The 14,824-nt window shown below is 25.6% G+C and carries 12 protein-coding genes; 5 read left to right on the forward strand and 7 right to left on the reverse strand.

Annotated features, from left to right (window positions below):
- Positions 1-133: 133 nt before the first annotated feature.
- The 3 genes from Lyticum_RS02225 to lpxK all read right to left on the reverse strand — a co-directional run bounded on the left by Lyticum_RS02225 (position 134) and on the right by lpxK (position 3,296).
- Entirely contained in the window at positions 134-982 is an 849-nt protein-coding gene (locus Lyticum_RS02225) for a flagellar motor protein MotB (RefSeq protein ID WP_322498708.1), read from the reverse strand.
- A 181-nt stretch (positions 983-1,163) separates the two neighbouring features.
- Complete coding sequence (locus Lyticum_RS02230) at positions 1,164-2,021, reverse strand: MotA/TolQ/ExbB proton channel family protein (protein ID WP_322498709.1); 858 nt, start codon at positions 2,019-2,021, stop codon at positions 1,164-1,166.
- Positions 2,022-2,183: 162 nt separating this feature from the next.
- A complete protein-coding gene (gene lpxK, locus Lyticum_RS02235; protein ID WP_322498710.1) occupies positions 2,184-3,296 on the reverse strand; it encodes a tetraacyldisaccharide 4'-kinase in 1,113 nt (370 codons plus the stop codon).
- Between the two features lie 221 nt (positions 3,297-3,517).
- On the opposite strand from lpxK, the gene Lyticum_RS02240 reads away from it, so the two are divergent.
- From Lyticum_RS02240 to pgeF, 4 genes are all read left to right on the forward strand, one after another.
- Entirely contained in the window at positions 3,518-3,817 is a 300-nt protein-coding gene (locus Lyticum_RS02240; RefSeq protein ID WP_322498711.1) for a co-chaperone GroES, read from the forward strand.
- 101 nt (positions 3,818-3,918) lie between these two features.
- Entirely contained in the window at positions 3,919-5,577 is a 1,659-nt protein-coding gene (groL, locus tag Lyticum_RS02245; RefSeq protein ID WP_322498712.1) for a chaperonin GroEL, read from the forward strand.
- Between the two features lie 305 nt (positions 5,578-5,882).
- Positions 5,883-7,388 (forward strand): Asp-tRNA(Asn)/Glu-tRNA(Gln) amidotransferase subunit GatA, encoded by a 1,506-nt coding sequence (gene gatA, locus Lyticum_RS02250; protein ID WP_322498713.1) that lies wholly within the window; start codon positions 5,883-5,885, stop codon positions 7,386-7,388.
- A 111-nt stretch (positions 7,389-7,499) separates the two neighbouring features.
- Entirely contained in the window at positions 7,500-8,408 is a 909-nt protein-coding gene (pgeF, locus tag Lyticum_RS02255) for a peptidoglycan editing factor PgeF (RefSeq protein WP_322498714.1), read from the forward strand.
- Between the two features lie 172 nt (positions 8,409-8,580).
- On the opposite strand, the gene Lyticum_RS02260 is transcribed toward pgeF, so the two are convergent.
- From Lyticum_RS02260 to Lyticum_RS02270, 3 genes are read right to left on the reverse strand one after another with little or no spacing between them, the layout of a single operon-like run.
- Entirely contained in the window at positions 8,581-10,308 is a 1,728-nt protein-coding gene (locus tag Lyticum_RS02260) for an Hsp70 family protein (protein ID WP_322498715.1), read from the reverse strand.
- Positions 10,301-10,894: an iron-sulfur cluster co-chaperone HscB C-terminal domain-containing protein gene (locus Lyticum_RS02265; RefSeq protein ID WP_322498716.1), complete on the reverse strand. Its 594-nt coding sequence runs from the start codon at positions 10,892-10,894 to the stop codon at positions 10,301-10,303. Before Lyticum_RS02265 ends, Lyticum_RS02260 begins: the two co-directional genes overlap by 8 nt.
- A 23-nt stretch (positions 10,895-10,917) precedes the next feature.
- The gene (locus Lyticum_RS02270; protein WP_322498717.1) at positions 10,918-11,829 is read right to left on the reverse strand and encodes an inositol monophosphatase family protein; all 912 of its coding nucleotides are present in this window, start codon (positions 11,827-11,829) and stop codon (positions 10,918-10,920) included.
- Positions 11,830-12,054: 225 nt separating this feature from the next.
- Between Lyticum_RS02270 and mutL the strand changes: the two genes are divergently transcribed.
- The gene (gene mutL / locus Lyticum_RS02275) at positions 12,055-13,989 is read left to right on the forward strand and encodes a DNA mismatch repair endonuclease MutL (RefSeq protein WP_322498718.1); all 1,935 of its coding nucleotides are present in this window, start codon (positions 12,055-12,057) and stop codon (positions 13,987-13,989) included.
- 336 nt (positions 13,990-14,325) lie between these two features.
- Here mutL and Lyticum_RS02280 read toward each other — a convergent pair whose 3' ends face one another.
- Entirely contained in the window at positions 14,326-14,643 is a 318-nt protein-coding gene (locus Lyticum_RS02280; protein WP_322498719.1) for a FliM/FliN family flagellar motor switch protein, read from the reverse strand.
- Between the last annotated feature and the right edge of the window lie 181 nt (positions 14,644-14,824).

Here is a 14,824-nt window from a genome sequence, read left to right on the forward strand (position 1 = left end):
AAACTTAATATTAATAAATAATTAATTTAATTACCTTTATTATTCGTTTATTATTTATTTATTATATTTATTTCTATAATTTTTTATCCTTTCTTATATTCTTATATTCTATTTAAATAATTTTATATTTTATTTAAAGTTGATCATTAGGATTAAAAGTTTTCTTTTTATTAACTGTATCTCGTCCAATAAGTATAATACCAATCTTTTTTTGATTCGGAGATAATGAAGAATCATTATCTTTTTCTGGGTCATTATCACCATATCCACTAATTCTATAAAAATTATCTATACTCAACCCATTGTTTATAAGAAATTTTCGTACATTATTAGCTCTATCAAAAGATAATTCCCATTTACCATAATCATTTAGTGATAGATCAATACTTTTACCACTAAATCCATCTATACAGACATACATATTTGTATATCGAATTTTTTTAGCAATATTAGTCAATAAATAAGACCCAAAAGATGTTAATTTTGCCTCACCTTTTTCAAATATAGTTGAATTCCCAGAATCACTCATATATATTGCCAGACCATTAGGCATTTTAACAAAAGTTACGGAATTATTTGCAGAATACTCCTTATCATCAGCACCAAGACTTTGTTTTATATCTTCTCTTAAACTTTCCAAATTTGATGATATACCTATATGTTCTTTATCAGATGGATTATCAAAATTTTTTTCAACTTTATTATCAATAGCTTTCTCATTTTCTAATTTTCCAGTTTTGTTTTCTTTTTCATCATTACCATAAAAACCAGGTTTGAAATATTCTGCTATTTTTTTTAATTTATTTGATGGTGTTGAATTTAATAACCATAAAAGCATAAAAAGAGCCATCATTGCCGTTATAAAATCAGCATACGCTACTTTCCAAGCACCACCTTGATGTTTTTTACTATGGGCATGTCCATGGCTATATTTACTGAAATTATATTGGTATCCAGAAGTTCTTTTTTCTTTTGTTTTCATAAATATACTATTGTAAAGTTAACAATTTCATTTATTTATATTATTTATATCATAATATCAATGAAATAATTTTTGTAATTCTTTTTAAGAAAATATTTTTAATAAAGTATAATAAAAAATAATAAGATTTTGAATTTAATTTATGAATTATAAAGTAATTTAATAAAAATTATAATAATTATTATTTTTTCCTATCCGCAGCTAATTCTATCTCATGAAATGAAGGTTGTATATAAGATGGAATAACTTGTCTTGCAAATTCTATACATATTGATGGAGGATGACCCTTTACATAAGCTAATATTGCGGCTTTTAGGCATTCTATAATTTTTATTTCAACATCCATAACATTTTCTAGATAATTATTTAAAGGGGAAAAAATAGAGTAAGACATAAAAATACCAAGAAATGTTCCAACCATTGCACTAGCTATTTTAGCCGCTAAGATAGGTGCTTCATCTCCTGCTGATGATAAAGCAATAATCATACCTAATATCGCAGCTATAAGACCAATTCCTGGCAAAGCATCAGCCATTTTATTGATCACACCTGAAAGACGATCATTATGTGTTTTTATTTCATTAATACGATCTGACATCATGTAATCTATTTCATATACATTGTCAAAACCAATCACTATCAAACGAAAATAATCGCAGAAGAATGTTTGTGCTAACTTATTTTTTATTAATAAATTATTAGTTTTTAGAATAGGACTATCTGCAATGTTTTCTATATGTCTTTCTATATCTTGATGAGTATTTGCTTGAGAAAAACGCAGAAAATCAAGTAATGTCATCAATAATGATGTATAACTTTCTTTAGAAAGATTTTTTTTATTAGAATAAAATATAATCTTTTTAATTAATTCCTTTTGTAATAATATTGGGTTACTTATAAAAAAATATCCTAACATCATTCCAATAACAATTAGATACTCTTTATAATGTAAAAAAGCATTATGAGAAGATCCATTAGGATCAAATATAGAGAAAATTATAACGATAACCATTAAAATAACACCGACAATTGGAGGCATATGTAAAAAGTATGAGTAATATTTTATTAAATAAGATTAATTATTATTTATAATTTATAATATACGCTAGTATTATTTAAATGCTATTATATTTTATGATTTTTGAAAAATTACTTTATTTCTTATTACTTTTTAAGATAAGTTGAGTATTATGCCTTATTACTATAAAGTAAGGTAAATTCTTTTATTAACATCAAGTATACGATTGGCTATAAGATGATCAAATACAAAATTATATAATCTATCAACTTGTGGTTCATTATAGCTTATTTCAAGCTGATATATATTATGATATATATTATCATATTGATTATTATATTGTGAGATTTTTATATAATCTTTAGATGTTGTTACAAGATCAACTTCAAGTTCTTTAGCTCTCTGAATAAGACTTATCACTTCTTTTTCTTTATATCTGTGATGATCATTAAAAACATGCTTTTCAACTATTATTGCTCCACATTGTTTCAAAGTAAAGAAGAATTTCTCTGGTTGACCAATTCCAGTAAAAGCTAAGAATTTTTTTCCTGTATAATTTTCTTGATTTTTTGTCTCAGCTAATATTTTAAATATTTTAACATCTGGTGCCACGCGACTAGTGTAATTGTAATAATAATGAGATTCAAGCATTGATTTATCATATCCTACAATAACAATAGCTTCAGTACGATCTAACGCATTTTCCCAGTCTTCACGTAGTCTACCAAACGGAATTGTTTTATATAAAGAAGGATCATGCTTTAAATCAAGAGCACTAGTAACAATTATAGAAAAATCCTTTTGTATCTTGAAATTCTGATGTCCATCATCCATCAATATAATATCACATCCGTCTTCCATTGCTGTTTTTGCTGCCAATACTCTGTTATTAGCAACATATACTTTTGCTTTTGTTGCTTTACTTAATAATAATGGTTCATCCCCAACTTCTTCTGCGGTATGTTTATTGTAATCAACTATAATAACATCTTCTTTCTTAAAAATATTTTTAAAAATATTTTGTTTTCTGCCATATCCACGCGAAAGTATAGCAACTTTATATCCATCTTTTGAGATTCTTTTCGCCATTGCTTCTACTAAAGGGGTCTTTCCAGTTCCTCCCATTTCAATATTACCTATGGATATTACAGGAACTGATACCATCATCACTTTTTGTAATTTAAAATACAAACTTTGAATAATTAAATAAATTTTATCGAGAAAAAGTGGCTTAAACATTATATAAAATAAGTTTTTTGCTATTTTTTTTACAAATTTACTTGATATAAAATTCATAATAATTTTTTAATTTTTTATTTAATTACCCACTTGAAAATCAATAATAGCATTCATATATAGATATTGTGTGGCTGATGCTGTCACAATATTATAAATTGTAATAACATCAAAACATTTTTATTTAAAACATTTTATTTAAAAAAAATTAAAAACTTTCTTTAGTTGAAATACAAAATAATATAGAAATTTATTTAACCATTAATTGAATGTAAAGTACTATGACTGATAAAAATAAAATTATGCCTATGCATGATAAAATTGTTGTCAAGAAAAAGGATGGTGAAGACAAAACACCAGGAGGTATTCTTTTACCAGAAAGCGCAAAAGATAAACCAATTCAGGGTACTGTAATTGCAGTGGGCTCTGGAGTAAGAGATAAAGATGGAAAAGTTATACCTCTTGATGTAAAGATAGGTGATCAAATAATTTTTGCTAAATGGGGAGGAACAGAAATTAAATTTGATGGTGAAGAATATCTCATCATCAAAGAAAGTGATGTTCTTGCTAAATTAGTATAATATTCACTTTTCGTTTTAGTATAAAATAAAATATACAAATTATAAAACAATAATAAACAAAAATTTAATAAATTTAACAATTTTTATAATAAAAAATTTATATGTCAGGAAAAGAAATCGTTTCAGGAAATGAAGCAAGAAAACAAATTATGAATGGTGTTAATCGCTTATGTTCTATCGTCGAAGTCACTTTAGGACCAAGTGGCATGTGTGTTGCTCTTGATTCAAAATTTGGTCAACCAAAAGTAACAAAAGATGGAGTAACAGTTGCAAAATCAGTTGAATCTAAAAACAGATTAGAAAATATAGGAATTCAAATTGTAAAAGCTGCAGCAAGTAAAGCAAATGATACAGCAGGTGATGGAACAACAACTGCTACTGTTTTAGCTGGTGCTATGGCTGCTGAAGGATTTAAAGCAGTTTCAAGTGGAGTTAGTCCAGTAGATATTGCAAAAGGTATAGATAAAGGAATAAAATCAGCAATAGAGTATATAAAATCAATATCAAGAAAAGCAAGTGATTCCTCCGATATAGTAAAAGTTGCAACTATATCAGCAAATGGAGATCAAGAAATAGGAAATATTTTAGCATCTGCATTTGAAAAAGTTGGTAACGACGGGGTTGTTACAGTAGAAGAAGCTAAAGGTAATGAGATGGAATTAGAAGTTGTAGAAGGTATGCACTTTGATAGAGGATATCTTTCTCCATACTTTGTTACTAATTCAGAAAAAATGACAGTTGAAATGGAGAGACCATTAATTCTTCTTGTTGAAAAAAAGATCAGTAATATTCAAGACATATTGCCTCTCTTAGAAGGTGTGGTACAATCTGGACGTCAGTTACTCATTATAGCTGAAGATGTTGATGGAGATGCGCTTGCAACCTTAGTTATTAATAAACTTCGTGGTGGATTAAAAGTAGCTGCTGTTAAAGCTCCAGGATTCGGAGATAGACGCAAAGCAATGCAAGAGGACATAGCAATATTAGTTGGCGCTCAACTAGTTAGCGAAGAAGTTGGTCGTACTTTAAAAAATACTACATTAGAACATTTAGGTACAGCTCAAAAAGTTACTATTTCAAAAGATAACACAACAATAGTTGTTGGAAATGCTAATACAACAAAAGATGCTGTTGCTAAACGTTGTGCTCAAATACGTCATCAAATCCAAGAAAGCACATCAGACTATGATAAAGAAAAACTAGAAGAGAGATTAGCAAAATTAGCAGGAGGTGTTGCTGTTGTGAAAGTTGGAGGAACAACAGAAGTTGAAGTTAAAGAAAAGAAAGATCGCGTTGATGATGCTAAAAATGCAACAAGAGCTGCTATTGAAGAAGGTATAGTTGCTGGTGGAGGTGTCACACTTCTATATGCATCAAAAGCTTTAGATTCTATCAAAGCTGCTAATCCCGCAGAAGAAGCTGGTATAAGAGTTGTAAAAAAAGCTTTACGTGCTCCAATATTACGTATTCTTACAAATGCAGGAATAGAAAATAGTGCATCTATTGCTGATAAGTTATTAGAAAAGGGGGATAGCAATATGCTATATGATGCTCGTAAAATGCAATATGTAAGTGCTAATGAAGGAATAATAGACCCAGCAAAAGTAGTTCGCGTTGCTTTAGAAAGTGCTGGATCTGTAGCAATATCATTATTAACTACTGAGGGTGCTATTGTTGATCTTCCAGAGGAAAAACATACTCCATCAATGCCAGGTGGTGGTATGGGAGGTATGGGAGGTATGGGTGATATGGATTTCTAAAATCTTTTCCTTCTCCTAGGGGTATTCAGCTTTGTTAATTAAAATAATATATTTTTATATATATGAAATAAAATTCAATAGCTGTATACCTTATTAACGGTATTAATATCTAATATTAATAAAGAATATACTGTTTTACTATCAAATGTTCTGATAATTGTTTAATAATTCTATTGTATTAAATGATTGTCATTTTGCTATAATTTCTGTTAGGATGCTGAATATGTAAGTGATTTTTAAGCTTTTCAGCTTTAATTATTTCAGATATTATTAATTAATTTGATAGTTTAAAATATAAAGTATATATGAATGATTACATTTTTTTAAGCATTTCAGAAGTAAGTGAACTTTTAAGAAGTAGAGAAATTTCTGCATCTGATTTAGCAGAAGCATATATTTCCTTAGCTGAAAAGTTTAAATATATGAATGCCTTTATTACAATTGATTATGATGCTATAAGAGCTTCTGCCATTGAATCTGATAATAGATTGAGAAAAGATAGTGATGAAATTAATTTGCTAGAAGGAATTCCTATTGCAATTAAAGATTTATTCTGCACTCAAAATGAATTGACAACTGCTGGATCTGCTATGTTGAGAAATTTCAGATCACCATATGAATCTACTGTTACTTATAAGCTCAAAAAATCTGGTGCAATTCCATTTGGAAAAACTAATATGGATGAATTTGCAATGGGATCTGATAATTCATACAGTTATTTTGGTCCTGTAATAAGTCCGTGGAAAAATTCTCAATTCCCTGATAAAAAAATTGTTCCAGGTGGATCTTCAGGTGGTTCAGCTGCAGCAGTGGCTTCTTATCAATGTATGGCAGCTTTGGGAAGTGATACTGGAGGATCTGTTCGACAACCTGCTGCTTTTTCAGGATTAGTTGGTGTTAAACCAACTTATGGAAGATGTTCACGTTGGGGGATGATTGCATTTGCTAGTTCATTAGATCAAGCAGGAGTTCTTACTAGATCTGTATTAGATGCTGCATTAATTCTAGATGTTATTACTGGTTATGATGAAAAAGATCAAACTTCACTAAATTTTGAATCAACTAGATGTACTGATGTTTTAAAGAGTAATTGTAGTATAAGGGGTTTAAAAATAGGAATTCCTTCTGATTATAAAATAGCAGGAATGAGTGAAGATATAATTAGAATGTGGGAAAAAGCTGAAGATTGGTTAAAAGAAGAAGGTGCTGAGATTGTTCCAATTAATTTACCTAATACTAGTGTTGGAATATCTGTTTATTATGTTATAGCTCCTGCTGAAGCATCATCTAATTTAGCAAGATATGATGGTATCAGATATGGTGAAAGAGCAACTCGTTCTGGACAAACTTTTAATGAAATGGTAGCTGAAACAAGAAGCCAATTTTTTGGAAATGAGGTAAAAAGAAGAATTATGATAGGAACATATGTATTATCTGCTGGAACTTACGATAAGTATTATGGTCAAGCACAAAAAGTTCGTCATATAATTGCCCAAGATTTTAAAAATGCTTTTGAAGTTGTTGATGCAATATTAACACCTACAGCCCCAACACCAGCTTATAGTTTAGGAGAAAATCAAGATAATCCTGCTACTATTTATATGAATGATGCATTTACAGTTCCAACATCTTTAGCAGGATTACCTGCAATATCTGTTCCATGTGGTTTATCTGAAAAGGAACAGTTACCTTTAGGATTACAAGTTATTGGTAATTATTGTCAAGAAGACATAATATTTAAAGTTGCATTTGCTCTAGAAAAAAACGCAAATTTTTCTAGAAATAGATTAATTAATGATTTATTTAAATAAAGTTATATTATTATAGAATAATTTTAACTATTTTTATTATTACATAAAAATATATATAAAAGATATATAAGTAAAAGATATATAAGTATACAAACTATACAATATTAATATATGATTAATAACGAAATATTTTATGGATTTTTAAATAAATTTGCTTTATCAGTAAATTTTAACATTAAAAACAATAATTTTAATAATATAAGTACAGATATACAAAGTAAATATCTAAATATTTCAAATGCTATAACACATGCGATAAATAATAGTTTATTATCATTTTATGATTTTCCATATTATATAGAAATATCAGAAAAAACAAAAAATGGAATAGAATATAAAAAATTACCTTTTTTTCTTCTCAATCAATCACATACTAATATACCAATTGTTATAAATGATAAGAATATATCTCCTGAAAGGATTCGAAATATTAAAGCTGATTCTTTAATAACTAGAGAAACTAATATTATACTAGCTATTAAAACCGCTGATTGTATTCCAATAATATTAATTGATAAAAATAATAAAGTAGTATCTGTAGTTCATGCTGGATGGAGAGGTGCAATTAATAATATTATTAAAAATTCATTAGAAAAAATGAAGGATAATGGTGCAAATATGAAAGAAATATCAGCTTTTATAGGTCCTTGCATACAGCAGAATTCATATGAAGTTGATTATAAATTTTATACAGAAGTATTAGATATTAACAAAAAAAATATAATTTTCTTTAAACTTTCTAGAAAATATCTAGAAAATCAAAAAGATAATATAGATTTTTTAAAAAAAAATCAAAAAATAATAAGAAAAGAAAATATTAAGTATTTATTTGATTTACCTGGATATTGTAAGCAAAAGTTATTAGAATATGATATAAAATCTATAGCATTATATCCAATTGATACATACTCTAATCCAGATAATTTTTTTAGTTATCGTTATTTCAGTAATCATCAATATAATGATATAAAATATAGAAGACAGATTTCTTGGGTATCTATAACTGATTTTATCAATTAAAAAATCGAAAAATAATAATTAGTAATTAATAATTAAATAAAATTTAAATAATAAAAATATTATCTTATATTATAATATAATAATATATCTATTTTAGTTTTTATATAATATACTATACTTTAATATAATACTGAGATTAATTATATACTTATATATTTAATTATATAAAATTTTAAAATAATATATCATTATTATTTATATTTTTATTTTTTAATAAATTATCTATTATTTCGGAATCAAGACCATAAGATGGTTTTATGGTTATCTCTTTGATTTGTCCCCATGGTATACCATTTTTTCTTTCTTGTGCTGTAACTGTCAGAATTCCATTAACATCTAAGCAAAATGTTATTTCTATTCTATCATTTTCTTTTGAACAACCTTCAGAGCATTTGAATGAAAATTTTGCTAAAGAACGACATTCTTTTACTAAATCAGATTCTCCTTGTACAACATGAATTTTTACTAATTCTTGATTATCTTCATATAAACCAAAAGATTTTTTAATTATAGATGGAATTGGTGTATTTCTTGGAATAATTTGATCAACACATCCATTTGCAACTTCAATACCTAATGTTAATGGATTTACATCAAGTAATAAAATACCTGAATTAACACTTAGTGCTCCTGCTTGAATGCCAGCACCTATAGCAACCACATCATCAGGATTGATATTATTTTTAAGTTTTTTAAAGAAAGAATCACTTATTATTTTTTTTATCATAGGCATTCTTGTTGTGCCTCCAACTAAAATTATTTCTTCAATATCATTTATATCAATTTTAGCATCATCTATAACAGATTGCATTATACGTATTGTTTTTTGTACTATTTCAATACATATTTCTTCTAAATCAGATTTTTTTATTATAGGTAATATTTCTTTTTGTTTTTTTAGATTATTTAATATTTCCGTAATACTTCTTGTACTACTTATACTTTTTGTATCATTAAATTTTAAAATATCTTTAAATTCAAAGGAATCATTTTCAGATAGCCATTCTCTGATAGATCTTGCAAGTTGTAAATTATTAATCTTATAATGATCAGCTAATGCTTTATCAAAATCATTACCACCAAGATCTCTTATTCCTCCTGTTGCAAATACTTCCAAAACTCCATATTGAGATTTTACAATAGAGACATCAAAAGTTCCACCTCCTAAATCATAAACTAAAAAATATTTACCATCACAATTTTTTTTATCTAAACTACCATAAGCTATTGCAGCAGATGTAGGTTCATTAATAAGTCTTAATACATTAAATCCTGCCATATATGCTGCAACTCTGGTTGCTGATCGCGCTGCATCATCAAAATAAGCAGGAACCGTTATAACAGCATTATCTAGCTTCATTTTTAATTTTGTTTCTGCTTGTTCTTTTAAATATTTAAGTATATCTGATGATATTTCTATCGGAGTACGTGATTTATGATCACTACATAAAATATATATAATTGATTCATTTGATAAGTTAAAATCTATATTAAATTCGCGATATTTATTATTTTTAGTATAATTACTATCATTTGCAGTAATATCTTTTAAACCTAAACCCATCAATCTTTTTATTGATCTTAAACAAGATTCTTCTTTTTCAGCTTCTTCTCCAACAATTATTTTTCCATTTTGAGTATAATAAACAGAGGATGAGCATTTTGCTATTATTTCTACTTTATTTCTCAATTCTACATCTTGATATTCATCATCCATAATTTCTACATCATAGTTTATAACGTAATCTTGCTCATTATCATCATTATATGTTGATTCGCTTGATTCATCGTTAAAAGGCAAACAAATAGATATTAAAGAATTAGTTGTCCCAAGATCTATACCAACAACTCTTAGAGAGTCTTCACTCTTTTGATTAATTTTTAAATTTTTATTATTCATTATTATGATTTATAAATCTAATTTTTCTTATAATTTTATGAGAGAATTTTTTTAAAAAAAATGCTTTTTGCCAGATTTCTATTGCTATTTTATAATTTTGTTCGGAAAATTTTAAATATAAGTTATTTATTAAATTTTTTATTTCAGAATTTATTTCTGATTGTAAAATCCTGCATTCTTTTTCATTATTTATTTTTTCAAGATTTTCATACAGTGAAAAAATTAACATTGATAAATCTTTATTATTTATTTCAACTGAATAACCCAAGCATTTAAACATATGCTCAGCTCTATCAATATCGTCAAATAACACATGAAATTGCTCATTAATCATAGATAAGTATGCTATATCACATTCTTTTGCATTACAGCAGAATTTATGAACATTATGATGATCGTCATAATTAGATATGTAATTATTATTAATGAAATCAATATCTTTATCTGTTGAATTGATATCACATTTTCTCATATTTATAGAGTAATTATGTCTATACTCTTTTATTTTTTTATTCCTTTTATATATTAAAAGATCTTTATCAATAAAGTAGTTAAAATCTAAATCAAATGTTAAAAAATAACTCATCATAACATATCAATATTTATACTTCATATTATTTTATTAGTATTAATTGCTGAGAGAAGTTTATTAATAAATGTAGGATGTCCTGCAATTATTCCATTATCTTCCATCTGAGATATATTATTAATAGTTTTAAAATTCAAATCTACAATTTTTACACCAGCTTCTCTTCCTATTAAGTAAGCAGCAGATAAATCCCATCTTTTTAACTTTTCAGCAAATATAACTAAATCATTTTTTCCACTTGATAAATATGTAATATCTTTTGCTATGCTACCTGAGATCCTCCATCTTACTGAATGATCTGATAAAAAATTAAATACTGAATCAAAAGCAGAAATTTTTTCTTTATGTAAAATTGTATTTACAACTGCACCATTTATTTCTTTACATGGCATAACATTAATTCTTGTTTGTTGTCCATATTGATCAATATGATACGCGCCTATTCCATCTTCTGCCCAAAAAACTTCTTGATAAGATGGATAATATATCATTGATGATAATACTTTTGCAATAACTTTAGGATTCTGAACATATTTTGATATTTCATTAACATTAGTAATATTTGGTGGTATAGCAATATGTTCTAATGATATGCAAATTACAAAATTAGGATTTCCTCTAATAAAATTTGTTGTTCCATCAATTGGATCTACTACCCAACGTCTTACAAAACCATCTTTTTGGACTTTTTCCCAAGATGTTGTTTGAATATATCCACTTTCTTCAAGTAAAAAATGATATTCTGGACGAAATTGTTGTAATTCATAAGCTATTATCTTTTCTGATTGTTTATCAGCACTACTTACAAAATCAAATGATCCTTTTGTTTCAACTGATAATAAGCTTAATTCTCCAAAATCTCTTACTACTGCAGACCCAGCTTTTTGAGATATTTTTAATAACTTATCTATTAGAATAGGCCTTTGACTCATGATGATATAATTTGATTAGTAAAAAATAAAACTGCTTATAATAAAGCTTATGTAATACGAATTTATAGTATATGAAATAGAATGTATCTGTCAATTTTATAATATTTTTGATAAAACATCACATCATTTGTATTTTATAAAATAATTATAATAAATTAATGAATATAATGAATGATAATAATAAAAATAATTTTATAATATATAATACTTATTCACTTATTAAAAATGAGAAAAATTCAACTTCTTTCACCATCTGCAATTAGTAAAATTGCTGCAGGTGAAGTTATAGAAAGACCTGCATCTGTAGTTAAAGAATTAGTAGAAAATTCAATAGATTCTGGTGCAGATGAAATTAATATTATTATTAAAAATGCTGGTATAACTCTAATAGAAGTTTCAGATGATGGAGGTGGAATTGATAAAGAAGATTTACATCTTGCTATTACAAGTCATGCAACTTCTAAAATAACATCTGATAATATTAATGATATTCGATTTCTTGGCTTTCGTGGAGAAGCTCTTGCATCTATTGTAAGTAGTGCAAATGTATCTATTATATCAAAGAATTCAGATTCAGATTTGGCTTGGGAACTAGATGTGAATGGAAAGGAAGAAAAAGAAATAAGAATTTTTTCTTGTTATCGTGAAAAAAAAGGTACAACAGTAATAGTTAGAGATCTTTTTTCTTTAATCCCAAATAAATTAAGATTTTTACCATCAAAGAATAATGAAATTGCTACTATTATAGAATTAATTAATCAATTTACTCTAATAAACAATAAAATAAAATTCAAATTAAAAATTGATGATAAAATAGTTATTAATATTCATGAAAATACGGATATATCAAAAAGAATAGAATATGTAATGGGAATAAATTTTTGGAATGATGCTTTAAAGATTGAAAGTCATAGTAAATATTTAAATATTTCAGGTTATATTATCAATCCAACTGGATGTACAAATCGTGGTAAAATTATAACATTTGTTAATAATAGAGTTGTTAAAGATCCAAAAATATATTCATCTATCAAAATAGCATATAATGGATTAATTGAGAAAAAATATACTCCTAGCTGTGTTGTTTTTATAGAAACTGATAGTAGTAATATTGATGTAAATATTCATCCTCATAAAACACAAGTTAAATTTACTAATGAAATATTAATGAAGAATGATATTATAAATAGTATTAAGAATACATTACGTCGTTCTAGCAGTAGTATTACTCTCATTGAAAATATTATAGATAATAGTATTTTGAACCGAATAAATGATAATAATAAGAATAAATCACTCATTTTATCAGAATTTTTATCAGAATATAATAATATTACTACAAAAGATAATATTAATAATGAAAATATTGATTTAAGTCAGGATTCAGATAATTTAAATAATTATATAAAATTAAAAAATAATAAACTTTTATTAAAAGAATTAGAGTTTTCTTTTTGTGATAAAAACAAACATGATGAATATCTATATAATTACAAACAATATCATAATAATACATATTTTAATGAAAATAGACCTATTTATAGTAATAAAATACTAAAATTAGGTGATCCAATTTGTCAAATTAATAATTTATATATTATATCTATTTGTCATATAGAAAATGCTCTAGTTATTATCGATCAACATGCTGCACATGAAAGAATTGTATTAGAAAATATGAAAAAAACTTTAAAAAATGGTATGAATTTACCTAAACAAAATCTTCTTTTTTCAGATATAATTTTATCAGAAGGTATTGATTTTTCTAAAGATGAATTATTTATAATACGTGAGAATAAATATCTCTTTGAAAAATTTGGTATAGATATTCAAATTTATGAATCAAAAATCGAAGTAAATTCTATTCCTTCAATATTTGGTGGATTTATTTCTGCTAAAGATGCAATAATAGATATTATTCAAAAAGTTATATCAAATTCTTTAATAACAGAAGAAATACTTTTAAGTAAAATAGATGAAATCTGTGGTAGAATTGCTTGCTACTCTAGTATTAAAGCAGGAAATGCATTAACTGTTGAAGAAATGCGAGCATTAATTCAAGAAATTGAAAATAATGATTTTACAAGCCAATGTAATCATGGGAGACCAACATATGTTAAGCTTTATACTCCTCTTTTAGAAAAAATGTTTTGTAGATAATTAGTAGTTTTAAAAATTAGTAATTTTAAATTTTATACTTATTTATTTAATAAATGTAATTTTGTATAAGATTTTTACTAAAAATCAATTTTATTCTACATTTTGATAAAATAATAATAAGATATAGCAATTAGTAATATATCTTTATAATAAAATAATTCTAGATAATTACTGCAAAAGATTTTTACAAATTTTAATAATATTTCTTTAGATTCCTTTAAATTTAAAGTTTTATCATATTCACATCATAATCTTTGATTTTTTAATATTTTCTAATATTTAATCTCTTTTGTATTTTTATTTCTATTTTGTTTCTATTTTGTTTATTTATGAGTTTTATTCTGAGCTGTCTGGTATTACAATTGAAGTAATTGTCACACCTATTTTATCTCCAACAATAATAACTTCACCATAAGCTACACATCTTCCATTAATATGAATTTCAACTGGCTCATTTTCTTTGCGATCCAATTCAATTATAGAATTAGGCTTTATATCAAGAACTTGAGCAACACTCATTTTTCTACTGCCTAATACAATATTAACTTCTAATGGAATATTATAAACAGCTTTTAATGGGAAAGATCCTTCTTTTTTATCAGTTTTATCAATTGTAGAATTTTCTTTTTTATTTTTCAAATCTGTTGATGTCATAGTATGATATTAATAACTATATATATTTATTTAAATATAATTCTAAAAATTAAATAGGATTTTTTAAGAAACTATTATTTTTACTAAAAATTAACTAAAAATTAACTTTTATTCATATTATAAAAATTAATTGTATTCTATATTTTGACAAAATAATAAGATGTAATAATTAGTAATATAT

Source organism: Lyticum sinuosum (genome assembly GCF_034471385.1).
GTDB classification, from domain to species: domain Bacteria; phylum Pseudomonadota; class Alphaproteobacteria; order Rickettsiales; family Midichloriaceae; genus Lyticum; species Lyticum sinuosum.